22 protein-coding genes are annotated in these 25368 nt (G+C 71.5%); 8 read left to right on the top strand and 14 right to left on the bottom strand.

Annotation, left to right across the window (positions count from 1 at the left end; genetic code table 11):
* Positions 1 to 27: 27 nt before the first annotated feature.
* Genes ABLE68_RS03820 through ABLE68_RS03835 form a run of 4 tightly spaced genes read left to right on the top strand, consistent with a single transcriptional unit; the run spans position 28 to position 5363 of the window.
* Entirely contained in the window at positions 28 to 837 is an 810-nt protein-coding gene (locus ABLE68_RS03820; protein ID WP_348869889.1) for a phosphatase PAP2 family protein, read from the top strand.
* A 3-nt stretch (positions 838 to 840) separates the two neighbouring features.
* Positions 841 to 2511, top strand: coding sequence for an alkaline phosphatase D family protein (locus ABLE68_RS03825; RefSeq protein ID WP_348869890.1), 1671 nt, complete (start codon positions 841 to 843; stop codon positions 2509 to 2511).
* Positions 2508 to 3752, top strand: coding sequence for an alkaline phosphatase family protein (locus tag ABLE68_RS03830; protein WP_348869891.1), 1245 nt, complete (start codon positions 2508 to 2510; stop codon positions 3750 to 3752). Before ABLE68_RS03825 ends, ABLE68_RS03830 begins: the two co-directional genes overlap by 4 nt.
* A gap of 57 nt (positions 3753 to 3809) precedes the next feature.
* On the top strand, positions 3810 to 5363 hold the full coding sequence (locus ABLE68_RS03835; protein WP_348869892.1) for an MXAN_6640 family putative metalloprotease: 1554 nt from the start codon (positions 3810 to 3812) through the stop codon (positions 5361 to 5363).
* On the opposite strand, the gene ABLE68_RS03840 is transcribed toward ABLE68_RS03835, so the two are convergent.
* The 10 genes from ABLE68_RS03840 to ABLE68_RS03885 all read right to left on the bottom strand — a co-directional run bounded on the left by ABLE68_RS03840 (position 5358) and on the right by ABLE68_RS03885 (position 17863).
* Positions 5358 to 7325 (bottom strand): ATP-dependent DNA helicase, encoded by a 1968-nt coding sequence (locus tag ABLE68_RS03840; protein WP_348869894.1) that lies wholly within the window; start codon positions 7323 to 7325, stop codon positions 5358 to 5360. The two genes, ABLE68_RS03835 and ABLE68_RS03840, sit on opposite strands and share 6 nt — an antisense overlap.
* A gap of 143 nt (positions 7326 to 7468) precedes the next feature.
* Complete coding sequence (locus ABLE68_RS03845) at positions 7469 to 8473, bottom strand: sugar phosphate isomerase/epimerase family protein (RefSeq protein ID WP_348869895.1); 1005 nt, start codon at positions 8471 to 8473, stop codon at positions 7469 to 7471.
* 27 nt (positions 8474 to 8500) lie between these two features.
* Entirely contained in the window at positions 8501 to 9664 is a 1164-nt protein-coding gene (gene xylA, locus ABLE68_RS03850) for a xylose isomerase (RefSeq protein WP_348869896.1), read from the bottom strand.
* Positions 9661 to 10839 carry a Gfo/Idh/MocA family protein gene (locus tag ABLE68_RS03855; protein WP_348869897.1) on the bottom strand — a complete coding sequence of 393 codons (1179 nt, stop codon included), beginning with the start codon at positions 10837 to 10839 and terminating at the stop codon, positions 9661 to 9663. The genes xylA and ABLE68_RS03855 overlap by 4 nt, the downstream gene beginning before the upstream one ends.
* Before the next feature lie 81 nt (positions 10840 to 10920).
* On the bottom strand, positions 10921 to 11988 hold the full coding sequence (locus ABLE68_RS03860) for a substrate-binding domain-containing protein (RefSeq protein WP_348869898.1): 1068 nt from the start codon (positions 11986 to 11988) through the stop codon (positions 10921 to 10923).
* Between the two features lie 64 nt (positions 11989 to 12052).
* The gene (locus ABLE68_RS03865; protein WP_348869899.1) at positions 12053 to 13081 is read right to left on the bottom strand and encodes an ABC transporter permease; all 1029 of its coding nucleotides are present in this window, start codon (positions 13079 to 13081) and stop codon (positions 12053 to 12055) included.
* Positions 13078 to 14586: a sugar ABC transporter ATP-binding protein gene (locus ABLE68_RS03870; protein WP_348869900.1), complete on the bottom strand. Its 1509-nt coding sequence runs from the start codon at positions 14584 to 14586 to the stop codon at positions 13078 to 13080. Before ABLE68_RS03870 ends, ABLE68_RS03865 begins: the two co-directional genes overlap by 4 nt.
* Positions 14583 to 15785: an ROK family protein gene (locus tag ABLE68_RS03875; RefSeq protein ID WP_348869901.1), complete on the bottom strand. Its 1203-nt coding sequence runs from the start codon at positions 15783 to 15785 to the stop codon at positions 14583 to 14585. Before ABLE68_RS03875 ends, ABLE68_RS03870 begins: the two co-directional genes overlap by 4 nt.
* 193 nt (positions 15786 to 15978) lie before the next feature.
* Complete coding sequence (locus ABLE68_RS03880; protein ID WP_348869902.1) at positions 15979 to 17169, bottom strand: ROK family transcriptional regulator; 1191 nt, start codon at positions 17167 to 17169, stop codon at positions 15979 to 15981.
* Between the two features lie 19 nt (positions 17170 to 17188).
* A complete protein-coding gene (locus ABLE68_RS03885; protein ID WP_348869903.1) occupies positions 17189 to 17863 on the bottom strand; it encodes an SGNH/GDSL hydrolase family protein in 675 nt (224 codons plus the stop codon).
* A 124-nt stretch (positions 17864 to 17987) separates the two neighbouring features.
* Here ABLE68_RS03885 and ABLE68_RS03890 point away from each other — a divergent pair, with 124 nt between their 5' ends.
* Entirely contained in the window at positions 17988 to 18872 is an 885-nt protein-coding gene (locus ABLE68_RS03890; RefSeq protein ID WP_348869904.1) for an alpha/beta fold hydrolase, read from the top strand.
* Here ABLE68_RS03890 and ABLE68_RS03895 read toward each other — a convergent pair.
* On the bottom strand, positions 18850 to 20076 hold the full coding sequence (locus tag ABLE68_RS03895) for an MFS transporter (protein WP_348869905.1): 1227 nt from the start codon (positions 20074 to 20076) through the stop codon (positions 18850 to 18852). The two genes, ABLE68_RS03890 and ABLE68_RS03895, sit on opposite strands and share 23 nt — an antisense overlap.
* Before the next feature lie 71 nt (positions 20077 to 20147).
* Between ABLE68_RS03895 and ABLE68_RS03900 the strand changes: the two genes are divergently transcribed.
* Positions 20148 to 21002, top strand: coding sequence for a LysR family transcriptional regulator (locus ABLE68_RS03900; protein WP_348869906.1), 855 nt, complete (start codon positions 20148 to 20150; stop codon positions 21000 to 21002).
* Here ABLE68_RS03900 and hflX read toward each other — a convergent pair.
* Positions 20999 to 22477 (bottom strand): GTPase HflX, encoded by a 1479-nt coding sequence (gene hflX, locus ABLE68_RS03905; protein ID WP_348869907.1) that lies wholly within the window; start codon positions 22475 to 22477, stop codon positions 20999 to 21001. The genes ABLE68_RS03900 and hflX overlap by 4 nt on opposite strands.
* A gap of 57 nt (positions 22478 to 22534) precedes the next feature.
* Between hflX and ABLE68_RS03910 the strand changes: the two genes are divergently transcribed.
* A complete protein-coding gene (locus ABLE68_RS03910; RefSeq protein ID WP_348869908.1) occupies positions 22535 to 23128 on the top strand; it encodes a nucleoside/nucleotide kinase family protein in 594 nt (197 codons plus the stop codon).
* On the opposite strand, the gene ABLE68_RS03915 is transcribed toward ABLE68_RS03910, so the two are convergent.
* A complete protein-coding gene (locus ABLE68_RS03915) occupies positions 23079 to 23894 on the bottom strand; it encodes an AraC family transcriptional regulator (RefSeq protein WP_348869909.1) in 816 nt (271 codons plus the stop codon). The two genes, ABLE68_RS03910 and ABLE68_RS03915, sit on opposite strands and share 50 nt — an antisense overlap.
* A 50-nt stretch (positions 23895 to 23944) precedes the next feature.
* On the opposite strand from ABLE68_RS03915, the gene ABLE68_RS03920 reads away from it, so the two are divergent.
* A complete protein-coding gene (locus tag ABLE68_RS03920; RefSeq protein ID WP_348869910.1) occupies positions 23945 to 24475 on the top strand; it encodes a TIGR03086 family metal-binding protein in 531 nt (176 codons plus the stop codon).
* A gap of 110 nt (positions 24476 to 24585) precedes the next feature.
* Here the strand turns inward: ABLE68_RS03920 and ABLE68_RS03925 are convergent, their stop codons facing one another.
* The gene (locus tag ABLE68_RS03925) at positions 24586 to 25362 is read right to left on the bottom strand and encodes an SDR family NAD(P)-dependent oxidoreductase (RefSeq protein WP_348869911.1); all 777 of its coding nucleotides are present in this window, start codon (positions 25360 to 25362) and stop codon (positions 24586 to 24588) included.
* Positions 25363 to 25368: the final 6 nt, after the last annotated feature.

Genomic DNA, 25368 nt, shown 5'->3' on the forward strand with positions numbered 1-25368 from the left:
GGAGGGCTGATGAAGGACGCTGGTGCTGTGGCGACAGCACCTGCTTACACCCAGACGCGGACGGTTCCGCGCTGGGTCCGAGGCATCTTCGAGCTCCTGCTGATCCTGGCCCTCTGGGTCTTCTACAGCCTGGCCCGGCTGGTCGCCGACACCAGCATGCAGCCGGCCCTCCACCGCGCGAACGAGCTGCTCCACGTCGAGAGCATCCTCGGCATCCAGTGGGAGCTCCCGCTCAACCAGCTCTTCACCGACCACCGCGTCCTCGGCCTCGCCGGGAGCTACTGGTACGCCACGCTCCACTACGTCGTCACCGGCGCCGTGCTGATCTGGCTCTGGCGCCTCGGCGCCGACCGCTACGGCCCGGCCCGCCGGGCGCTGGTCATCGGCACCCTGCTCGGGCTGGCCGCCTACATCTCGCTCCCGACCGCGCCGCCGCGCTTCCTCGGGGGGTACGTCGACGTGCTCAGCCTCCACGCCGCCGACGGCTGGTGGGGTGCTGACGCCTCCGCTCCCCGCGGCCTCGGCGGGCTGACCAACGAGCTCGCCGCCTTCCCGTCGCTCCACGCCGGCTGGTCGCTGTGGGTGGCGATGGCCCTGCAGATCTACGCCACCAAGAAGTGGGTGCGCGTGCTCGGCTGGCTCTACGCCCTCGGCACGGCGGTCGTCATCGTCGGCACCGGCAACCACTGGGTGATCGACGCCCTCATGGGCTGGCTGGTCATCCTGCTCGGCTGGGCGGCCGCGGTCGCGCTGGGCCGGGTCCCGATCGATCGGCTCTGGCGCAGACGAACACTGGATGAACGAGCATCACGCGAGGACGCCCCCGTCGTTGACTGAGGCGTGACCACCCCTCAGCCGATCCACCGTCGCACCGTCCTCGCCACCAGCACCGCCGGTGTCGCGCTGGTCGCCGCCAACCCCGCGATCGGGGCCGCCGACGCCGCCACCGGCGCTGCCCGCCGACCCTTCCGCCACGGCATCGCGTCCGGCGACCCGCTCCCCGACGCCGTGCTGATCTGGACCCGGGTCACGCCGACGCCGGCCAGCACCCCGGGCTCCGGCGCCGGCCCGACGGTCCAGGTGCGCTGGGAGGTCGCGACCGACCGCGGCTTCCGCCACGTCGTACGCCGCGGCACCTTCACCACCGGCGCGAGCCGCGACCACACGGTCAAGGTCGACGTCCGCGGCCTGGCCCCGGCGACCTGGCACTACTACCGCTTCACGTACGCCGGGGCCACCAGCCGCGTCGGCCGCACCCGGACCGCACCCGCCCACGACGCCAAGCTCGACCACCTGCGCCTGGGGGTCGTGTCCTGCGCCAACCTGCAGGCCGGCTGGTTCAGCGCCTACCGAGGTCTCGCCGCGCGCGACGACCTGCACGCGGTGGTCCACCTCGGTGACTACTTCTACGAGTACGGCCCCGGCCAGTACGGCTACGGCTCCGACGACGAGGACATCCGCCCCCACGTCCCCGCCCACGAGACCCTGTCGCTGGCCGACTACCGGCAGCGGCACGCGCAGTACAAGCAGGACACCGACCTGCAGGACCTGCACGCGAAGTACCCGTGGGTGATCACCTGGGACGACCACGAGGTCGCCAACGACCAGTGGAAGAACGGCGCCGAGAACCACAACCCCGACCTCGGCGAGGGCGACTTCCACCAGCGTCGCGCCCGCGCCCACCGTGCGTACGACGAGTGGATGCCGGTGCGCATGGACGGCACCGCCCGCCTCGGCGACGGAGACCGCCTCTACCGACGCATCCGCTTCGGCCGCCTCGCCGAGCTCAGCATGCTCGACCTGCGCAGCTATCGCGACGGCCAGCTCAAGGTCCCGGACGGCTCGGTCAGCGACCCGGAACGCACGATCACCGGCCGCCAGCAGATGGACTGGCTCAAGCAGTCGCTCGCCAACGACCGCGCCCAGTGGAAGGTGATCGGCAACCCGGTGATGATCGCGCCGGTCGACTTCGGCGCGCTGCCCGACGACCTCATCGACCCGATCGACGACGTCACCGGTCTGCTCCCCCGCGACGGCGTCGCCTACAACGTCGACCAGTGGGACGGCTACACCGACGACCGCCGCGAGGTCTTCCAGCACATCCGCGACCACCAGGTCACCGACGCGCTCTTCATCACCGGCGACATCCACTCGGGCTGGGCCGCCGAACTGCCGTACGACGCCTCGACGTACCCCGTCGGCGACTCGGCGGGCGTCGAGTTCGTCTGCACCTCGGTGACGTCCAGCAACCTCAAGGACATCACCGGCACGCCGCCGCACACGACCAGCACCGCGGTCGAAGAGGTGATCAAGGCCAACAACCGGCACATCAAGTACCTCAACTTCGACGACCACGGCTTCTCCGTCCTCGACCTCACGCCGACCCGCGCGCAGATGGACTGGTACGTCATCGGCGACCGGGCCGACCAGGACACCGAGATCACCTGGTCGGTGTCCTACCTGACCCGCACCGGGACCGCGAAGATCGAGCAGACCACGGAGCCGGTGTGAGCACGAGTCGCCGCACCTTCCTCCAGGCCGGTGCTGCCGGCCTCTTCTTCTCGACGGCCGTCGGCGCGCCCGCGCTGGCCGCGGGCTCGAAGCGCAAGCGGGCCTACGTGATCGTGATCGACGGCTGCCGGCCCGACGAGCTCGACAGCGGGCTGACCCCGCACCTGGCGGCGCTGCGCGACAGCGGCCTGCGCTTCCCGCGCGCGGAGTCGATGCCCGTGATGGAGACGATCCCCAACCACGTGATGATGATGACGGGGCTGCGTCCCGATCGCACCGGCGTGCCGGCGAACTCCGTGTACGACCGGACGGAGAAGACGGTCCGCGACCTGGACCGGGCGACCGACATCCGCTCCGACACCCTCATCGAGCGCCTCAACCGCAGGGGGTTCACGACCGGCACGGTGCTGAGCAAGGAGTACCTCTACGGTGTCTTCGGCGAGCGCGCCACCCACCGCTGGGAGCCGATGCCGACCCTGCCGATCACCGAGCACGCACCGGACGTCTTCACGATCGAGGCGGCGCTGACCATGCTCGAGGAGCTCGACCCGAGCCTGATGTTCATCAACCTCGGCGACATCGACCGCTTCGGCCACGCAGACCTCACCGGCCCGCTCGGGCTCAAGGTCGCGCGGCGTACGGCGCTCGCCGACACCGACACCCAGGTGCAGCGGTTCGTCGACGCGCTCAAGGACCAGGGCAAGTGGGAGCACGCGATGGTCGTGGTGCTCGCCGACCACTCGATGGACTGGTCCACGTCCGACAAGGTCATCTCCCTCCAGGGCGTCCTCGACGCCGACCCGCTGCTGGCCGGCAACGTCCAGATCGCCGACAACGGCGGCGCGGACCTCCTCTACTGGACCGGCCCGGCTGCGCAGAAGGAGGACGCGGTCGCACGGATGCGTCAGGTCGCGCGCGCCCAGGACGGCGTGCTCGCGGCGTACGACCGACGAGCCGACTGGCTGCGGCTCGGCCCCGAGGCCGGCGAGGTCGTGGTGTTCTGCCAGGCCGGCTGGCGCTTCAGCGATCCCGACCCCGCCATGTCCAACCCGATCCCGGGCAACCACGGGCACCCGGCCACCCGGGCGATCCCGTTCTTCGTCGCGGGTGGCCACCCCGGCGTACCCCACCGCACGGCGTCGACCCGGGTCGCCCACACGGTCGACGTCGCGCCCACCCTGGCGGCCTTCTTCGGCGTCGGCCACCCCCGCGGCGGCTACGACGGCCGCAACCTCGTGTGACTCACCCGGCACACCGCTAGTTGGGGATTTCACAGGTTCGTAGGGTTGAGTGTTCGGGTGCGCCCCCGCAACCACACCCTGTCCCGGCTCGCCCTCGCCAGTGTCGCCGTCACCGCCACGGTGGCCGGTGTGCTGACGGCCATCCCGGCCGACGCGACGGTCAACCCGCGACCCCTCGCGTCGTCCCAGGCCGCCGAGAAGGCGCTCGCCCGGGTGCAGGCGTTGCGAGCCCCGGCTCCGCTCGGCCAGGCGCGCGCGCGGACGGCGACCCCCACCGCCCAGGGTGACCTGACCATGGCGATGCGCGACCTGCGCCGGCTGCGCGGCGAGCTCTCGACCGGCGACCAGAAGACCGCGACCACCTTGCTGGCCCGGCCGAGCACCACGACGTACCGCGACTTCGGCGACGTGCGGGTGCACTACTCCACCTCGGGCAGCGACAAGTCGACCTCGGCGTACGTCAACGAGGTCGGCGACGTCGTCACCCACGTGCTCGAGACCTACGTGGACGCGGGCTACCGCTCGCCGAGGTCCGACGGCACCCGCGGCGGTGGCAGCGGCCTGCTCGACATCTACCTCCAGAACCTCGGCCCTCAGACCTACGGCTACTGCGACAGCGACACCGCTCCCCCGTCGAACGGCCCCTACGACACCTGGGCCTACTGCGCCTTCGACAACAACTACGCGGAGTTCCCGGCTCACACGCCGCTCGAGAACCTCGAGGTCACCGCGGCGCACGAGCTCTTCCACGCGGTGCAGTTCGCCTACGACTACGACGAGGACGCCTGGTTCATGGAGGCGACCGCCACCTGGGCCGAGGACGAGGTCTACACCGACGTCAACGACAACCTGCAGTACCTCGCCCAGAGCCCGCTCTCGCAGCCGCGCAAGTCGATGGACCACTTCAGCGGGGTCCGGCAGTACGGCGACTGGATCTTCTTCCGCTACCTGAGCGAGAAGTTCCCGAAGAAGGTCGGTCAGCTCCCCGTGCTGATGCGCGACCTCTGGGAGCGGGTCGACGGAGCAGCAGGCGGCCAGGACGAATACTCCATGCAGGCCGTCGATCGCGAGCTCAAGGCGCGCGGCACCAAGCTCCGCAAGGTGTTCGCCGAGTTCGCCGACGCCAACCGGCACCCCGGCAGCAGCTACAGCGAGGGCGCCGACAACTCCTACCCCGCCGCGCCCCTGATCGGCACCTGGAACTTCAGCCCCCGGAAGCGCGACTCCGACTGGCGACGCGGCACGCTCGACCACCTGACCAGCAGCACGGTGAAGATGGTCCCGAGCTCGGCGATGCGGAGCGGGTGGCGGCTCAAGGTCGCGCTCGACCTCCCGAAGCGCTCCCACGGCTCCGGCGCCGTCGTCTCCGTCTACGGCGCCTCCGGCGGTGTCACGAGCCACTACGTGGCGCTCGACCGCAAGGGTGACGCACGGACGTCGGTCCCGTTCGGCACGCGCTCGGTGAGCCGGGTCGAGGTGACGATGGCCAACGCCGGCATCGACTACAAGTGCTGGCAGGGCACCAACTTCTCCTGCCAGGGCCGCTCGCGCGACAACGACCGGACGATCAAGATCCGGGCACAGGCCGTCCGGACCTCGTCGGCCTCATGAGCCTGCGAGCCGCTTGAGCGCCTGACGCACCAGCGCCGGGTCGGTGGTGGTCCACATCGGCGGCAGGCTCGCCTTGAGGAAGCTGCCGTAGCGCGCGGTCGCGAGCCGCGGGTCGAGCACCGCCACGACGCCGCGATCGGTGTGGGTGCGGATCAGCCGGCCCGCTCCCTGGGCGAGCAGGAGCGCTGCGTGGGTGGCGGCGACCTGCATGAAGCCGTTGCCGCCGGCCTCGTCGGCCGCCTTCTGGCGCGCGCTGAGCAGCGGGTCGTCGGGACGCGGGAACGGGATCCGGTCGATGAGCACCAGCTGACAGGTGTCGCCGGGGACGTCGAGGCCCTGCCAGAGGCTGAGCGTGCCGAAGAGGCAGGTGTGCGGGTCGCCGACGAACTGGGCCGCCAGCTCGGGCAGCTGGGCGTCGCCCTGCGCGAGCGTGGTCAGGTGGGGCAGCCGTTCGCGGATCCCCTCCGCCGCGGCCTCGGCGGCCCGGCGGCTCGAGAAGAGCCCGAGCGTGCGGCCGTCGGCGGCGTCGACCAGCTCCGCGATCTCGTCGAGCTGGGCCTTCCCGAGCCCGTCGCGACCCGGCGGCGGCAGGTGGCGGGCGACGTACAGGATCGCCTGCTTGCCGTAGTCGAAGGGGCTGCCGACGTCGAGGCCGCGCCACGGCATGGTGTCGCCGGAGGGCTTCTCCGTGGAGCCCTCGACGACCCGCTCGGTGGGCTTGAGGCCGACGCTCGTCGCGACCGACGCGAAGTCGCCGCCGAGCATCAGCGTGGCCGAGGTGAAGACGACGGTCTTGTCGGCGAGCAGCTTGTCGCGCATCGGACCCCACACCTGGAGCGGCGCGACGCAGAGCCGCGGCGGCATCCGCTCGGTGCCCTCGGACATCCAGAGCACGTCCGTGGTGAGGTCGGCGGCCATCCGCTCGGCGGTCGCGAACACCTCCTGCACAGCACCCTTCGCCTGCGCCTTGCCCGCGTCGGCCTCCTCGCCGTCGCCCTTGGGGTACGCCGAGACGCAGGCGCGCGCCGCGTCGCGGACCAGCACCAGGGCGTCGGCGAGCTGCTCGGGGATGCGGTCGAAGCGGCCGGGGCTCGCCTCGGCGATCGCGTCGCGCAGCGCGTCGGCCGCGTCGGCGAGGTCGTCGGCCTGGTCGCCCTCGACGTGGCGCTGGCTGCGCCGGGCGGCGCGCTCGACCTCGGCAGCCCAGAGCTCGTCGGTGGCGGCCTGGGTGACCCGGGTGGTCAGCTCGTGGGCCTCGTCGATCACCACGACGTCGTAGTCGGGGATCATCGGCACGCCCTCGATCGCGTCGATCGCGAGCAGCGAGTGGTTGGTGACGACCAGGTGGGAGCGCTGGGCCTTCTCCTTGGCGACCTCGGCGAAGCACTCCTGGCCGAAGGGGCACTTCGCGGCGCCCAGGCACTCACGGTGGTTGACGCTGACCTGGCGCCACTCCTTGTCGGTGTGGCGCGGCGCGTTGTCGCGCTCGCCGCTGCCCTTGCCCTCGACCTCCTTCTCGGCCCAGGTGCGCAGCTCGAGGACCTTCTTGCCGAGGGAGCCCTCGGGCAGCACGACCTCCAGGGCGCCCTGCTCGTCGGGCACGCCCTCGCGGATCCGGTGGAGACAGGCGTAGTTGGAGCGACCCTTGAGGACGGCGTACGACGTGTCGACGCCACTGTCCTTGACCGCCTCGACGAGCCGCGGCAGGTCGCGCTCGACCAACTGGTGCTGGAGCGCGAGGGTGGCCGTGGCGACCACGACCCGCTCGCGGTGGAGCAGGCTCGGGACGAGGTAGGCCAGCGACTTGCCGGTGCCGGTGCCGGCCTGGACGAGCAGGTGCTGCCCACTCTCCATCGCCGCGGTGACCGCCTCGGCCATCTGCACCTGACCGTCGCGCTGCTGGCCGCCGAGCGCCTCAACGGCGGTCGACAGCAGCTCGGAGACAGAGGGAGCGTCAGGCACCCGAGAACCCTAGCCGCGCCCTCGGACTCGAGGACGCGGCTGTCCCCAGGCGCGGCTGTAACGCCGGGTTAGGAGCTGTTCCCACGGTGTTGCAACCTGGTGGGAACAAGCACTAACCCGGCGTTACAGCTGGCGGGCGAGGCTCAGTCCTTGGTCGAGAACGCCGCGTCGAAGGCGGCTTCCGGGGCGTCGAAGGCGAGCCGGCGGACGAACTCGAGCGCCTCGGGGGCACCGAGGAGCCGGTCCATGCCGGCGTCCTCCCACTCGATCGAGATCGGGCCGTCGTAGCCGATCGTGTTGAGCATCCGGAAGCACTGCTCCCACGGGACGTCGCCGTGGCCGGTCGACACGAAGTCCCAGCCGCGCCGGGGGTCGGCCCAGGGCAGGTGGGAGCCGAGGCGGCCGTTGCGGCCGTTGCCGGTCTGACGCTTCGCGTCCTTGCAGTCGACGTGGTAGATCCGGTCCTTGAAGTCCCAGAGGAACCCGATCGGGTCGAGGTCCTGCCACACGAAGTGGGACGGGTCCCAGTTCAGCCCGAAGGCCTCGCGGTGCCCGATCGCCTCCATCGTCGCGACCGTCGTCCAGTAGTCGTAGGCGATCTCGGAGGGGTGCACCTCGTGGGCGAACCGGACGCCGCACTCGTCGAAGACGTCGAGGATCGGGTTCCAGCGGTCGGCGAAGTCGCGGTAGCCCGCGGCGACCATCTCCTCGGTGGCCGGCGGGAACATCGCGACGTACTTCCAGATCGCGGAGCCGGTGAACCCGATGACGGTCTTGACCCCGAGCTTCTGCGCGAGGCGGGCGGTCATCTTCATCTCCTCGGCCGCGCGCTGCCGCACGCCCTCGGGGTCACCGTCGCCCCACACCTTCGCGGACAGGATCGCCTCGTGGCGTCCGTCGATCGGGTCGTCGCAGACCGCCTGGCCCTTGAGGTGGTTGGAGATCGCGTAGACCGCCAGCCCGTGCTTCTCGAGCAGGTCGAGCTTGCCCTGGACGTAGGCGTCGTCGTCGGCCTGCCAAGGGTCGAGGTGGTCGCCCCAGCAGGCGATCTCCAGACCGTCGAAGCCCCACTGCGACGCGAGGGAGCAGACCTCCTCGAAGGGCAGGTCGGCCCACTGCCCGGTGAACAGCGTGATCGGTCGTGGCATGTCAGTTCCTTCCTGAGGTGAGATCGCTCAGCGGACGCCGAGCAGGTGCTCCATCGCGAGCTGGTCGAGCGCTTCCATCGCGACGCTGCGGGCGCGGAGAGCGTCGAGGTCGTACGACGCGTTGCGGACGTCGTCGAGCGACTCCCCCGGCGCGACCGTGGGCTGCTCGAGCTCCATCACCCCCGCCGCCTCGACGGCCGCAGCGACCTCGGGGTCGGCCCGGAACGCCTGCACCTTCTCCCGCAGGATCAGGTAGTTGCGCATGCAGCCGCGCGCCGACTCCCAGACGCCGTCCATGGCCTCGGCCCGCGGCGGCTTGTAGTCGAAGTGCACGTAGCCGTCGTAGCGCCGGTCGGTGCCCGCGCCGAGCATCGCGTCCACCGTCCAGAAGGCCCCGCGCAGGTTGCCGGCGCCGAAGCGGAGGTCCTGGTCGAAGCGCGGCCCGTGCTGACCGTTGAGGTCGATGTGGAAGAGCTTGTCGTGCCACAGCGCCTGGGCGATGCCGTGGGCGAAGTTCAGCCCGGCCATCTCCTCGTGCCCGACCTCGGGGTTGAGGCCGACCATCTCCGGGTGCTCCAGCTCGGAGATCAGCGCGATCGCGTGCCCGATGCTCGGCAGCAGGATGTCGCCACGGGGCTCGTTGGGCTTGGGCTCGAGGGCGAAGCGCATGTCGTAGCCCTGCTCGAGGACGTAGGCGCAGACGGTGTCGAGCGCGTCGCGGAACCGGTCCATGGCGGCTCCGACGTTCTTGCTGGCACCGTGCTCGGCGCCCTCGCGCCCGCCCCACATGACGAAGGTCTTGGCGCCCAGGGAGGCAGCCAGGTCGATGTTGCGCAGCACCTTGGCCAGCGCGTAGCGGCGCACCTCGCGGTTGTTGGCCGTGATCGCGCCCTCCTTGAAGACCGGGTCGGAGAACGTGTTGGTCGTGACCATCTCGACGACGAGGCCGGTGTCGGAGAGGGCCGTGCGGAAGCGCTCCAGCGTCGCCTCGCGCTGCGCGTCGTCGGGCAGCAGGTCGTCGTCGTGGAAGGTGACCGCCGCAGCCCCGAGCTCGGCCAGCTGGTACGTCGCCTCCACGGGGTCCAGGAGATCGCGCGATGCCGGGCCGAAGACGTCGGCGCCCTGCCAGCCCACCGTCCACAGACCGAAGGAGAACTTGTCATCGGGATGGGGGGTGAAGCGGTCGGTCACTGGATCTCCTGCCAGGTACGGGTGTCGGAGCTGGTCTCGACGGCGGCCAGCACGCGCTGGACCTGAAGACCGTCGGCGAAGGACGGCGACGGGTCGGCGCCGGCCGCGATCGCGGTCACCAGGTCGACGACCTGGTGGGTGAAGCCGTGCTCGTAGCCGAGCCCGTGGCCGGGGGGCCACCAGGCGCCGACGTACGGATGGGTGGGCTCGGTGGCGAGGATCCGCCGGAACCCCGCGACCTCCGCGCCGTCGGAGGCATCGAAGAACTCCAGGACGTTCATGTCCTCGAAGTCGAACGCGAGGCTGCCGGCCGAGCCGTTGATCTCGATCCGGATCGCGTTCTTGCGACCGGTCGCGAAGCGCGTGGCCTCGAAGACGCCCATCGCGCCGCCCGTGAAGGTGGCGAGGAACGACGCGGCGTCGTCGACGGTGACCGGGCCGCGTTCGGTGGAGGAGCCACCGCCGCCCAGGCTGCCGGCGGTCGACCCCGCGGCGTACGGCCGCTCCTTGACGAAGGTCTCGAGCCGGCCGGTGAGCTCGGTGATCCGCTCGCCGGTGATGTGCTGGGTCAGGTCGATGACGTGCGCCCCGATGTCACCCAGGGCCCCCGAGCCGGCCTGGGTCTTGTCGAGGCGCCACGACAGCGGCGCCTCCGGATCGGCGATCCAGTCCTGGAGGTACTGCGCGCGCACGTGCCGGATCTCGCCGATCCGGCCCTCGGCGACCAGCTGACGGGCCAGCGCGATCGCCGGCACCCGGCGGTAGGTGAAGCCGACCATGGTGCGTACGCCGTGGGCGTGGGCCTGCTCGGCCGCGGCCGTCATCGCCTCGGCCTCGGCGACGGTGTTGGCCAGCGGCTTCTCGCAGAGCACGTGCTTGCCGGCCTCGAGCGCGGCGATCGCGATCTCGGCGTGGGTGAAGCCCGGCGTGCAGATGTCGACCAGGTCGATGTCGTCGCGGGCGATCACCTCGCGCCAGTCGGCCGAGCTCTCGGCCCAGCCCAGACGGCCCGCGGCCTCGGCCGCGCGGCCGGCGTCGTGGCCGACGACCACCGCCATCTCGGGCCGCAGCGGCAGGTCGAAGAAGTGGGGTGCGGTGCGCCAGGCCTGCGAGTGGGCGTTGCCCATGAAGGCATGGCCGACCATCGCGACGCGCAGGGGTGGTGCTGAGGTCATGACGGGCTCCCGTGTGGAGTGCGTGCCCGCCCCCGATGACGGAACGGGGGCGGGCACGCGTCGTACGCCGTGGGGCGTCGGTCAGGACTCGAACGCGGAGTCGATGAACTGGTCGACGTTGTCCGCGGTCACGACCGGGGCGTAGAGCTGGACCTTGCGCGGGACCTCGACCTCGACCAGGTCGGACATCGACTTGCCCTGGACCAGCAGGCGGGCGAGCTTGACGCCGTCGGCGGCCTGGGTCGACGGGTAGATGACCGTGGCCTTGAGGACGCTGTCACCCGACTTGATGAGCTCCATCGCGTTCTTCGAGCCGGCGCCACCGATCATCGTGAACTCGTCGCGGCCAGCGTTGTCGATCGCGGCGAGCACGCCGACGCCCTGGTCGTCGTCGTGGTTCCAGAGGAAGTCGATCTTCGGCTCCTTCTGGAGCAGCTGCTCGGTGACGTCCGAGCCGCTCTCGACGGTGAACTCAGCGGCCACCCGGGCGTCGACGTCGAGCCCGCACTCGGAGAGCGCGTCGGCGAAGCCCCGGCTCCGGTCCTGGGTCAGCGGCAGCGAGTCGATGCCGGCGATCTCGGCGACGACCGCATCCTTGTTGCCGTCGGCCTGCTCGCAGACGTAGGCGCCCGCCGAGACGCCCATGCCGTAGTTGTCACCGAGCACCGTCACGCGGGCGGCGTTCGGGTCGTCGAACTCGCGGTCGACGTTGATCACCGGGATGCCGGCGGCCATCGCCTTGAGCGCGATCGGCGTCATCGCTGCGCCGTCGAAGGGCAGCAGCACGATCGCGTCGACACCGTCGTTGATGAACGTCTCGATCTGGCTGATCTGCACGTTGACGTCGTTGGTGCCCTCGGCGACCTTGAGCTCGACGTCGTCGTACTTCGCTGCTTCCTTCTTGGCGGACTCGGTGATCGAGCCCATCCAGCCGTGGTCGGCCGCGGGTGCGGAGAAGCCGATGACGACCTTGTCACCGGACTCGTCGTTGGACCCGGCCGCGGCGACGGTGGTGGCGTCGGCGCTCGTCGAGTCATCACCGCTGGAGTCGTTGCTGGTGCAGGCGGCGAGGGAGAGCGCGGCGAGAGCGACGACCAGGCCGCTGACGAGACGCTTCTTCGAATTCATGGTGGTGGACCGCAGGGACATGCTGTGCTCCTTGGTTGGGGTGGTGACGTGGTGCGGGTGCTGCTGGTGACTAGCCCTCTGACAGCTAGGTGCTGCTCCGAGACGCCAACCTCTGCTGCAGGAGCACGGCGGCGACGATGATGGCTCCCTTGAAGAGCGACTGCTCGGAGAAGGAGCGGTTGTTGAGGATGAAGATGTTCGTGATCGTCGTGAAGATGAGGACGCCGAGGACGGTGCCGACGATCGTTCCGCGACCACCCGTCAGCAGCGTGCCGCCGATGACGACCGCTGCGATCGCGTCGAGCTCGTAGAGGTTGCCGTGCGTCGAGCTGCCGGTGGTGGTCCGGGCGACCAGCATCAGCGCGGCGATGCCGCAGCAGACGCCGATCAGCACGTAGAGGTAGACGGTGTGCCGCTTGACGTTGATGCCGGCCAGGCGGGCCGCCTCCGGGTTGCCCCCGACCGCGACCGTGCGGCGACCGAACGTGGTGCGGTTGAGCAGGATCCAGCCGACGATCGCGACCAGGGCGAACAAGTAGATCTGGAAGTCGATGCCCAGGAACTTGGAGGTGAAGAAGTCCTGGAATCCCTGGACGTGGGTGATCTGGGTCTTCTTGTCGCTGATGATCTCGGCGAGACCGCGGGCGCTCGCCAGCATGGCCAGCGTCATGATGAACGGCACGATCCCGCCGTATGCGATGAACAGCCCGTTGATCAGTCCGCAGGCGGCTCCGACCAGCAGCGCGACGGCGACCATCCACAGCCAGTGCACGTCCTCGGCCAGCTGCTGGGTGGCGACGGTGGTGCACCAGACCGACGACAGCGCGACGATGGCTCCGACCGAGAGGTCGATGCCGCCCCCGATGATCACGAATGTCATGCCCACGCTGACCACGCCGATGATCGCGGCCAGCCGCAGGATCGTCAGGGCGTTGTCCGTGGTGGTGAACCGGTCACCCGCGGTGATCGCCCCGACGACGCAGATCACCAGCAGCGCGACGACGAGTCCCGCGTTGCGGCCCACGCTGGTGCGCAGCACGGCGAGGGCCCGGTTCGGCTCCCGCTCGGTCTCGAGTGCGGCCTTCTCGACGCGGATGCTGTCGTCGGTGCTCATGCTGAGACCCTTCCTTCCATGACCAGGTCGAGGACCTGGGACTCGTCGATCTCGCTGGCAGCGGACTCGTGGACGACCTCGCCCTCGCGGACGACGAGGACCCGGTCGGCGAGACCGAGCACCTCCTCGATCTCGCTGGACACGACGACGACGGCGACGCCGCGGTCGGCCAGGGATCGGATCAGCTGGTAGATCTCGCTGCGGGCTCCGACGTCCACACCGCGGGTCGGCTCGTCGAGCAGCAGCACCCGGCAGTCGCGGAGCAGCCACCGGGCCAGCACGACCTTCTGCTGGTTGCCGCCCGACAGGGTGCGTACGGCGCGGACCACGCCGCTCGGGCGTACGTCGAGGCTCTCGGTCAGCTCGGTCGAGCGCTCCTTCTCGGCGCCGCGGTTGAGGAAACCGAGCCGCGCGAAGCGACCCATCGAGGAGATCGTGATGTTGCTGTAGACGGACTCGTCGAGCAGCAGCCCCTGGCTCTTGCGCTCCTCCGGGCACAGCCCCATGCCGGCGTGCACCGCGACGGTGACCGAGCCCCGACGCAGTCGCTTGCCGTCGACGCTGACCGTCCCGGCCGACGCCCGGCGAGCGCCGTACACGGTCTCGATGATCTCGGAGCGGCCGGCACCGACGAGGCCCGCGAGCCCGACGATCTCGCCGGCGTGCACCGTGAGGTCCACGCCCGAGAACACACCGTCGAGGCCGAGGCCCTGGACGTCGAGCACGACATCGCGGCTCGCGGGCGCGGTCACGCCGCGCTGCGGGAAGACGTACTCGATCGAGCGGCCGGTCATCAGCTTGATCAGCTCGGCGGTCGGGGTGTCGGCGACCGCGAGCCCGGTGGCCACCGTGCGGCCGTCCTTGAGCACGGTGATCCGGTCGCCGATCTCGCGGATCTCCTCGAGCCGGTGCGAGATGTAGACGACGGCGACGCCTTCGGCGGTGAGGCTGCGGATGACCCGGAAGAGGTTCTTCACGCCTTCCTGGTCGAGCACCGCCGACGGCTCGTCGAGCACGAGCATCCGGGTGTCGTGGGAGAGAGCGCGCGCCATGCTGACGATCTGCTGGTTGGCCGGCGACAGCTCTCCGACGAGCCGGGTCGGCGAGATCTCCGGGTGGCCGAGGCGGGTGAGCAGCTCGCGCGCCGTGCGGTGCGCTCGGCGGCGCTGGGAGAAACCGGCCCGGGACACCTCGTGGCCGAGGAAGATGTTCTCCGCGACGTCGAGGTGCGGCACCAGGTCGAGCTCCTGGTAGATCGTGGCGATGCCCTGGGCGATCGCCTTCGCGGGCGACGAGAGCGTGGTCTGCTCGCCCTCCCAGGAGATGGAGCCCGCGTCGGACTGGTAGACGCCGGAGAGCACCTTGATCAGGGTCGACTTGCCGGCGCCGTTCTGGCCGAGCAGGCAGTGCACCTCTCCGGCGCGGACGTCGAGGTCGACGCCACCCAGGGCGAGGACGCCCGGGAACTCCTTGACGATCCCGGTCATCTGCAGCAGCACGGTCATCTGGCTCCTCCGGCGAGGGCGTGGGTGGGAGCGACGAGGCTCGGGTCGTCGAAGACCAGGTCGAGGGCGACCGCCGCTCCCCCGCGGACGGCGGCCGTGAACCCGAGCGTCGAGAACTCGACCCGGGTCCCACCCGCTCGCGGCGCCAGGATGCCGGCCTGCAGGTGCTCCTCGATCGCGGGCCGGAGGTGGTGGCCCAGCCCGGCGAAGTAGCCGCTCAGCACGAGAGCGGCGGGGTTGAGCGCGTTGCCGAGGATCGCCGCGCCCATGCCGACCCAGTTGCCGACCTGGTTGAGCGCCGCGAGGGTGCGGGTGTCGCCGAGGTCCGCGCGGCGGTTGATCTCCGTGAGCCGGTCGTCGAGCGACAGCGCCGGGTCGCGAACCGGGTCGTCGGGGTCGGCGGCAGCGTCGAGCAGCGCACGGAGGCCGGCGACGGTCTCCCAGCAGCCGACCCGGCCGCAGCCGCAGCGACGGCCGCCGGGCTCGACGATCATGTGGCCGAACTCCCCGGCGTACCCCTGGTGACCGCGCAGCAGCTGACCGCCGGCGATGATGCCGCCGCCGACGCCGACCTCGCCGAAGAGGACGAGCATCTCCTGGTGCGCGGGGTCGCCGTGCCGGGCCTCGGCGATCGCAGCGAGGTTGCCCTCGTTGTCGATGAGGACGGGGGACGACGTCGCGAGGCGGCCTCGCAGCTCCGCGCCCACGGGGACGTCGTGCCAGCCGAGGTTCGGACCGTGCGTGAGCACGTCGCGCTCGCGGTCGAGCAGGCCGGCGACGCCGACCGTGACCCCCACGGTCGTGGCGCCGCCGGCGCGGACGTCGTCGTCGGTCCGGGTCACCAGCTCGGCGAGCCGGTCGAGCACCTCCGTGACCGAGAGCCGGTGCGCGTCGATCGCGCTCCGGTGCTCGGCAACCACGTCGCCGCGGAGGTCGAGGGCTATCGCGGCGACGTGGTTGACGTTGATCTCTGCGCCGATGCCGCAGATGGCGCGGCCGTCGAGCTCGACGGCGGTGCCGGGGCGCCCCATTCCACCGCGCTCGATGCCGGCCGAGCGGACCAGGCCGCGGCTCTCGAGGTCGGCGACGAGGGCGGAGACCGAGGAGCGGGTGAGGCCGAGGTCGGTCGCGAGCCGGGCCCGCGAGCGCGGACCGTGGTCGCGGAGCTGGCGCAGGAGCAGCCCGAGGTTCGCCGTCATGCCCACCTCCGCTCGTTGTGACTGCCATCACTCATTTGTTGGGATGCCGCACAAAGTAGGAGGCCGGACACATCGCTGACAAGGGGTTCAGGCGAATCAATTCAAACCTGAGCGCAAACTTTTGAAAGTTAGTTTCGAAAGTGGGACAGATCCAGACCACTGGGCGACCGGTGGCCGCCGCCGCGGGATGCGGCTACGGGGCGTAGACGGAGCCGCTGATCAGCCGGGCGGCGCCGATGACGCCGCCCTCGTCGCCGAGCTCGCTGAGCACGATCGGCAGGTTGCCGGTGGCGAGCGGCAGCGAGCGGCGGTAGGTGACGCCGCGGATCTCGGCGAGCAGGGCATGGCCCAGGCCGGTCACCCGGCCGCCGATCACGATCAGCCCGGGGTTGAAGAACGACACCAGACCGGCCAGCACCTGGCCGATGTGGCGCCCGCTGTCGCGGATCAGCTGCACGGCCTGGGCGTCGCCCTGGGCCACCGCGAGGCCGACGTCGGCGGCGCTGAGCTCCCCCTTCTCGGCGAGGATCGCGGCCAGCGCCGGGGACCGGCCGGCGCGGGCGGCGGCCGTCGCGTCACGGGCCAGGGCCGCGCCGCCGGAGAACGCCTCGAGGCAGCCGGTGTTGCCGCACGCGCAGGTGGGACCGAAGTCCTCGACCCGGATGTGGCCGATGTCGCCGGCGCAGCCGTTCATGCCGCGGTAGAGCTCACCGTCGATCACGATGCCGCAGCCGATGCCGGTGCCGATCTTGACGAAGAGGAAGTCCCGGGCACCGCGGGCGACCCCGGCGTGCTGCTCCCCCACGGCGAGCACGTTGACGTCGTTGTCGAGGACGACCGGGCACCCCAGCTCCCGTGAGACGGCGTCACGCACGGGGTAGCCGTCCCAGCCGGGCATGATCGGCGGCGACACCGGGAGGCCACGGTTGAAGTCGACCGGGCCCGGCACCCCGATGCCGGCGCCCATCGGTCGCTCGACGCCGACCTCGGCCAGGACCTCGCGCACCACCTCGAGCGCGGTGGCCAGCACGACCTCGGGGCCTTGGCGGATGTCGCAGGGGCGGGTCCGGGTCGCGAGCACGGCAAGACGACCGTCGGTCACGCCGACCGACATGCCGGTCGCGCCGATCGAGATGCCCACGAAGCGGATGTCGGCCGAGAGGTCGACCAGCGTCGAGCGCCGCCCACCCCGGGAGGCGGCCGGGCCGGCCTCCTGGGCGAGACCGAGCTCGGTCAGCCGGGCGACGTCGGCCGCGACGGTCGTGCGCGAGACCTGGAGCCGGTCCGCGAGCTGGGCCTTCGAGAGCGGCCCTTCGTCGCGCAGCTGGGCGAGCAACCGGGCCTGCAAGGGGCTCTCCGCCCGGCCCGCCAGGGAATGACGCACGGAGGGATCCTCGCACGGGTCAGGTCGTGAGGGCCGCGATCTGCTCGGCGACGAAGTCCCCGAACTGCTGGTGACCCGCTGGCGTGAGGTGGAGCTCGTCGTCCAGGTAGGGCAGGTGCAGGCCCGACGTACGCACGTAGCCAACGTCGTACGACGCGGCGAGGGACTCGAGCAGCCGGTCGACGTGCGGGACCTCGGCTGCGCGGGAGGGTGCCATCGCGGGTCCGACCACGACGACCCGCTGTCCGGCGAGGTCCTTCATCAGCCGGGCGAAGCCGGCGCGGATGTCGGCGTCGGGCTGGTCGTAGTCGTTGAGACCGCCCTCGACGACGACCAGGTCGGCGCCGCCGCGGAGCGCCTTCGGGGCGCGGTCGGCGAAGGAGACGGCCGCGCACTCGCTCGCGTGGGCGCTGAACCCGGAGCCCGAGAAGCCCGCGACGTGCACAGCGCCCGGCAGGCGCGACGGCCACGAGGAGCCAGGTTGGTCGAGGCCGAGCCCGGCGGACCAGGAGTCTCCGATCACGACCACGCGCTGACCTGCGCCGGTGACGGTCGCGGCACGGGCGACGGAGTCGCCGGCGAACCGGTCGCAGCGGTCGCCGTTGGCGCCGGCCCGGCCCGCGACGTGCAGGATCAGCACCGACACGACGGCGACGAGCACGCCGGCCGCGACCACGCGACGACGTGCAGACATGTGCGAGCTCGTGCTCGCGACCCCCCGGAGGACCACGTCGGAAATCATGCGGTCGGGGACGCCTCGGCACCGGCGATGTTGCCAACCTGTGAGCAAGATGCAAGAAATCGGAGAGACTGACGCGGTGACCGGACTCGACACCATCGCCCTGCCCGACGGCCGACGCCTCGAGATCCTCACGGGGGGCGACCCCGACGGCTTCGGCCTGCTCTACCACGGCGGATCACCGTCGGCCGCTGCTGACTACCCGCTCATCGACGACACGGCGCGCTCCCTCGGACTGCGCCTGGTCACCTACTCCCGGCCGGGCTACGGCGACTCGACGCCACGACCGGCCGCCGGTAGGTACGCCGACGACGTCGAGGAGTCGGTCGCGATCCTCGACCACCTCGGGATCGGCGAGTTCGTCACCCTCGGCTGGTCCGGCGGCGGCCCGCGGGCACTCGCCTGCGCGGCGCTCCTGCCCGGCCGCTGCCGCGCCGCGGTGTCACTGGCCGGCGTCGCGCCGTACGCCGCCGAGGGGCTGGACTGGTTCGCCGGCATGGCCGAGGAGAACCACGAGGAGTACCACGCTGCCGAGCAGGGCCGGGACGTCTACCAGGCCTACCTGGAGGAGAACTTCCTGCCGATCCTGAGCGCCTCGCCCGACGAGCTCGCGGAGGCGATGGGCGGGCTGGTCACGCCCGTGGACCAGGCCGCCATGGACCCGGGCTTCTCCGCGTGGATGAGCCGCACCTTCAACCGCGCCGGGGCGCAGGGCGTGGTCGGCGTCCGCGACGACGGCATCGCGGCGGTGAGCCCGTGGGGCTTCGACGTCACCGACATCACCGTCCCGGTGGCGATCTGGCAGGGCCGTGCGGACGCGATGGTGCCCTACGAGCACGGCGTCTGGCTGGCCGAGCACGTGCCCGGCGCGCAGGCGCACCTCTTCGACGACGAGGGCCACCTGTCCCTGGTGCACCGCCTCGACGAGATCCTCGCGGACCTCAAGCAGCTCGCGGGGCTGTAGCCGGGACCAGGACCGGCGTACGGCGCAGCACCTGCGCCAGCACGGCGGTGACGCCGAGCAGGCCGGTCGCGAGCGCGACGACTCCGGGCCAGCCGGCTCCCGACCACGCCGAGCCGGCGATGCTGCCGAAGACCGACGAGCCCAGGTAGTAGGCGAAGAGGTAGAGCGAGGCCGCCTGCGCGGCGGAGACGCCGCCGGCGTGCGCCCGGGCCGGGACCCACCCGCTGGCGATGCCGTGCACGACGAAGAAGCCGGCCACCAGCAGCCCGAGACCCGCGACCACGACCGGGAGCGAGTGACCGAGGGTGAGCAGCAGGCCGGCCAGTGCTAGCACGCACCCGGCCGGCAGCACCGCGCGTCGGCCGAGCCGGTCGGCCAGCTGGCCGGAGACCGCCGAGCTGACGGTGCCGAGGGGGTAGACGAGGAAGACCAGGCTCGCGGCGCCGAGGCCGAGGTGGAAAGGTGCGGCCTCGAGCCGGAACCCGAGCGTGTTGAACACCGCGACGAGCATGCCCATCGAGCAGCCGCCGATCCCGTAGAGCGCGAGCAGCGCCGGGTCCGACACGGCCTGCGCGGTCCGGTGGAGCACGTGCCGGAGCCCGGGGGTGGACGGCACGAAGTGGGCCGAGGGCGGGAGGAGGACCCGGACCGCGAGGGCGCATCCGACGGCCAGCAGACCCGAGGCCGCGAGCGCCCAGCGCCAGCCGGCGACCTCGCCGACGGCGCCCGTGAGCAGCCGGCCGGCCATGCCACCCAGCGCCGTCCCCCCGATGTAGAGACCGGCGGCGCGGGCGTGGGCGGAGGGGTGCAGCTCCTCGCGGAGGTACGCCGTCGCCACGGCCGGCAGCCCCGCCAGGGCGACGCCCTCGGCGAAGCGCAGCACCAGGACGCTCGACCAGGTCGGGGCCAGGGCGCAGGCGAGTGCGACCACGGCGGAGGCGGCCAGCGATCCGTGAATGAGCCGGGTCCGGCCGAGCAGCTCGGACGCCGGACCGGCGACCAGGAGGGCCAGCCCGAGCCCCAGGGTCGTCACCGAGAGGGTCAGCGTGCTCGCCCCACTCGAGACGCCGAAGTCGTCGGCGAGCTCCGGCAGCAGCGCCTGCGTGCTGTACAGCAGGGCGAACGTCGCCAGTCCGGCGACGAAGAGCGCCGCGACCACACGGCGGTAGTCCGTGCTGCCCGGACGGTGTCCCTCGATCTCCACGACGTCGACTCTGCCGCGCCGATCGTCATACTTCCAATGTGTCGAATGCGTGATCGTCATACGATCCACGCATGATGCTTCGCGACCTCGACTGGCTCGTCACCGTCGCCGACCTCGAGCACGTCACCGATGCCGCGGCGGTGCTGGGCATCCCGCAGCCGACGCTCTCGCGGGCCGTGGCCCGGGTCGAGGCCGAGCTCGGGGTGCGGGTCTTCGAGCGGGTGCCCGACGGCGTACGCGTCACGCCGGCCGGCGAGCTCGTCGTCGCAGCCGCGCGGGACCTCGACGCCCGGCACGCCCAGCTCGCCGACGACCTCGCGACCCTGCTCGACCCGGAGACCGGCGTCGTGCGCCTGGCCTTCCTCGACTCGATGGCCGGGCTGCTGGTGCCGCGGCTGCTCCGCGACTTCCACCGGGTCGCGCCGCGCGTGCGGCTGGTGCTGCGCCAGGAGCCGAGCATGGAGATCACCGCCGACCTCGCGAGCGGCGCCGCCGACCTCGCGATCACCACTCGGCAGGACGGACTCGGCTGGGCGCCACTCCTCGACGAGCGCGAGGTGCTCGTGGTCCCGGCCGGGCACCGGCTCAGCGGCCGCAAGCGGGTCGCGCTCAGCGAGCTGGCCGACGAGGAGATGGTGATGATCCCGCCGGGCTTCGGCTACCGCCAGCTGGTCGACGACCTGCTGCGCACCGCCGGCATCGTCCCGACGGTCTCGTTCGAGAGCCAGGACCTCGCGACAATCGAGGGACTCGTGGCCGCCGGTCTCGGCGTCGCGATCGTGCCCGAGCACTTCGCGGGCGCGTCCGGGACGGTCGGGATCACCCTCGCGGGTGCGAGCGTGCGCCGCTCGATCGGCCTCGTCTGGCGCACCGATCGCGAGCTCTCCCCCGCCGCGGAGCGGTTCCGCGACTTCGCTCGGTCCTAGACGGCGTACGCCTCGAGCTCGCCGGCGAGGTCCTCGTTGGCGCGGCCGACGACGATCGTCCCCTCGCCGGTGTGCTCCATCGAGTCGATCTCGCCCTGCTGGTGGAGCCGGTTGATCAGGTCGCCCCGCTCGTAGGGCAGCAGCGCCTTGAACTCGACGCCCGGGCGCGGCAGCTCGCCCTCGATGATCTTCAGCGCCTCGGCGATGCCCTCGCCGGTCTTGGCGGAGACGACGACGGAGTGCGGCTCGTGCTGGCGGACCCGGGCCAGCACCATCGGGTCGGCGAGGTCGGCCTTGTTGATCACGACGAGCTCGGGGACCTGCATCGCGCCGATCTCCGCGAACACCTCGCGCACCGCGGCCAGCTGACCCTCGGGGTCGGGGTGGGAGCCGTCGACGACGTGGACGATCAGGTCGGCGTCGGCGACCTCCTCGAGCGTGCTGCGGAAGGCCTCGACGAGCTGGTGCGGCAGGTGGCGGACGAAGCCGACGGTGTCGCTCATCGTGTAGACGCGGCCGTCGGAGGTCGTCGTACGACGCGTGGTCGGGTCGAGCGTCGCGAACAGCGCGTCCTCGACCAGCACCCCGGCGTCGGTGAGCCGGTTGAGCAGCGAGGACTTGCCGGCGTTGGTGTAGCCCGCGATCGAGACGCTGGGGATGTGGTTGCGACGGCGCTCCTGGCGCTTGGTGTCGCGGGTGCCCTTCATCTCGCGCAGGTCGCGGCGGAGCTTGGCGATCTTGGTGTTGATCCGGCGCCGGTCGTTCTCGATCTTGGTCTCACCGGGACCACGGCTGCCGATACCGGCACCCCCGGCGACCCGGCCACCGGCCTGGCGGGAGAGGTTGCCACCCCAGCCGCGGAGCCGCTGCTTCATGTAGTTGAGCTGCGCCAGCTCGGTCTGCGCCTGGGCCTCACCGGAGCGGGCGTGCTGGGCGAAGATGTCGAGGATCAGCGCGGTCCGGTCGACGACCTTGACCTTGAGCTTGTCCTCGAGGTTCCTCAGCTGGCTGGGCGCGAGCTCGCCGTCGCAGATCACGGTGTCGGCGCCGGTCGCCTGCACGATCTCGGCGATGCCCTCGACCTTGCCGCGACCGACGTACGTCGCGGGGTCCGGGGTCTGGCGGCGCTGGTAGATCGCCTCGAGCACCTCGGAGCCGGCGGTCTCGGCGAGCAGCGCCAGCTCGGCCATGGAGTTCTCGGCGTCCTCGACGGAGCCCTCGGTCCAGACACCGACCAGGACGACCCGCTCGAGCCGGAGCTGGCGGTACTCGACCTCGGTGATGTCCTCGAGCTCGGTGCGCAGACCGGCGACGCGGCGCAGCTGGTGGCGCTCGGCGAGCTCCATCGCTCCCGCGGTCGGGATCTCCTCGGGATCGGGCTCGTCCGACCAGCCGTCGTCGGGCTCCTGGGAGTCGTCCCAGTCGTCGGTCTCCTCGAGCTCGGCATCGAGGTTGAAGTCAGGTGCGTTTGTCATATGAGGTGAAGCGTACGTTTCAGTCATCTGCCTGTACCAACGCTTAACGTTCCTCTCGTGATTCCCGACGTGCCTGCCGGCATCCGGCTGCTCGGCATCACGGGCGCGCCCGGGGTCGGGAAGTCGACCCTGGCAGCGAGCCTGGGGCTCCCCGTCGTCCCGATGGACGGCTTCCACTACGCCGACGTCGAGCTCGTACGCCGCGGCCTGCGCGACCGCAAGGGAGCGCCGGAGACCTTCGACGCGGAGGGGTACGCCGCGCTGCTGGGCCGGGTCCGGGCGGGCGAGGCGGACGTCGTCGCCCCGATGTTCGAGCGCGGCCTCGAGCAGCCGCTCGCCGGTGCGATCGCCGTCCCGCCGACCGGGACCGTCGTCACCGAGGGCAACTACCTGCTGCTCGACGAGCCGCGCTGGCGCGCCGTACGCGCCGAGATCGACGTGGTCTGGCACCTGACGCTCGACGAGGAGGTGCGGGTCGGGCGGCTGGTCGCCCGCCACATCGAGTTCGGCAAGACGCCGGACGAGGCACGGGCCTGGGTCGAGCGGGTCGACGGCGCGAACGCGCGGCTGGTCGAGGCCGCCCGCGACCGTGCCGACCTGGTCATCGACGTCGGGGCTCGGCCGAGAACTCCCCGGGCGTCAGGCCGGTGACGGTGCGGAAGTCGCGGCCGAAGTGGGCCTGGTCGGCGTAGCCGAGATCGGCGGCGACCCGCGCCAGGTCGGGCTTCTCGACCTCTGCCAACCGCTCGGCGGCCTCGTGCAGACGACGGCGCTGGATCAGCCACTTCGGAGACAGCCCGATCCGACGGGCGGTGAGTCGCTGCAGGGTGCGCTCGGTGATCGCGAACTTGTCGCAGACCTGGCCCACCCGCTGGACCTCCGGCTCCCCCTCGACGTACTCGACGATCGCGTTGACGAGCTCACCCTCCTCGTCGACCGGGAGCAGCCGGGCCAGCGCGTCCTCGACGGCGGCGACCGCGGCCCGTCGACGGTCGGGGTCGTCGGGGTCGTCGCCGACCGCGGCCCGGATGGCCTCGGTGAGGTCGGTGTCGGGGAGCGGCACCGCCCGGTCGGTGAGCTCGCTGACCGGGCCGCCGACCAGCGCGGTGCCGGCGGCGGGCTGGAGCATGGTGCCGAGCGCCCAGCCGCTGCCGGAGAGCTCCTGGGTGGACAACCCGCTGCTCGGGCCGACGAGCAGTGCATAGGCGTGGGAGACCACGATCAGGCAGACGGGGTACTGCAGCACCCGCTGCACCGAGACCCGGCCGTCGGGCAGCGACCAGACCGGCATCCAGTAGCGGCGCACCACGGACGCGAGCTCGGGCGACGGGGCGAAGCGGTGGATCGGCGGCGTGTAGCCGGTCTCGTCGAGCAGGTGAGCGCGCTCCGTCGGGTCGATCGATCGAGGGCCGGTCATGTGTCGGATTCTTACAAGAACCGCCGACGGCCACACGCGATGGTGGGGGCATGAACTTCTACCTGGATGCCGCCGACCGCTTCACCGACACCGTGACCGCCACCGACGACTGGTCCGCCGCCAGCCCGTGCGAGGGCTGGACGGCCGCCGACGTCGTCGACCACGTGGTCGACACCGAGCGCCAGTTCCTGTCCGGGCACGGGGCCGACCTCGGCGACCGACCCTCGGGCTCGCCGGCCGAGGTCTGGGCGGCCCACCTGGCCGTCGTACGCCCCCTGGTCACCGACGACTTCCGGTCGCGGGAGTACGACGGCTTCTTCGGCCGCTCGACGATCGGCGCGACGCTCGACAACTTCTACGGCTTCGACCTGGTCGTGCACGGCTGGGACCTGGGCTCCGCCACCGGCCGCCCGACCACCTTCACCGACGCCCAGATGGACGTGATGGAGCAGGCGTTCGTCGGCTTCGGCGACCACGCCTACGACGACGGCGTCTTCAAGCAGCCGGTCGACGTCCCCGACGACGCCGACCGTCAGACCAGGCTGCTCGCGCGGATGGGCCGCGGTACGTCGGTCGAGTAGCGAGCGCCAGCGAGCGTATCGAGACCCCTGGTCGAGGTCTCGATGCGCCGGTCGCGACTACTCGACCTGGCAGCTGGGTCCGAGCCCTCGCAGGCTCGGCCTCGGGCAGCTCACTTCGGGGGCATCCGGATGCCGCCGTCGACGCGGATCACCTCGGCGTTCATGTAGCTGTTGGTGATGCACTCGATGACCATGCTGGCCAGCTCGTCGGCGGTGCCGAGGCGCTTGGGGAAGAGCACGTTGGAGCCCAGGTTGGCCTTGAACGCCTCGGACGCCTCGCCCTCGCCGTAGATCGGGGTGTCGATCAGGCCGGGTGCGACGGTGTTGAGGCGGATACCAGCGGCGGAGAGGTCGCGGGCGACCGGGAGGGTCATGCCGACGACGCCGCCCTTCGAGGCGGAGTACGACGCCTGGCCGATCTGGCCGTCGAAGGCCGCGACGCTCGCCATGTTGCAGATCGCGCCCCGGCAGCCGTCGGCATCGGGCTCGTTGCGGCTCATCGCCGTGGCGGCGATCCGGGTCATGTCGAAGGTCCCGACCAGGTTGATCGCGATCACCTTGCGGAAGGCGTCGAGGTCGTGGGCCGAGTCGTAGTCACCGTCGCGACCGATGGTGCGCTGGGCCCAGCCGATGCCGGCCGAGTTGACGACCGCGCGCAGCGGCGCGATCGCGGCGGCGGCATCGACGGCCGCCTTGATCTGGTCGGTGTTGGTCACGTCCACCTGGGCGAAGACGCCCCCGATCTCCTGGGCGAGCGCCTCGCCCTTGTCGGCCTGCAGGTCGGCGACCACGACGATCGCGCCCTTCGCGGCGAGCTGGCGGGCGGCGGCGGCGCCGATGCCCGACGCTCCGCCCGTGACGATGGCACTGGCTCCGTTGATGTCCATGCAGCG

The organism is Nocardioides pollutisoli (genome assembly GCF_040045055.1).
GTDB classification, from domain to species: domain Bacteria; phylum Actinomycetota; class Actinomycetes; order Propionibacteriales; family Nocardioidaceae; genus Nocardioides; species Nocardioides tweenelious.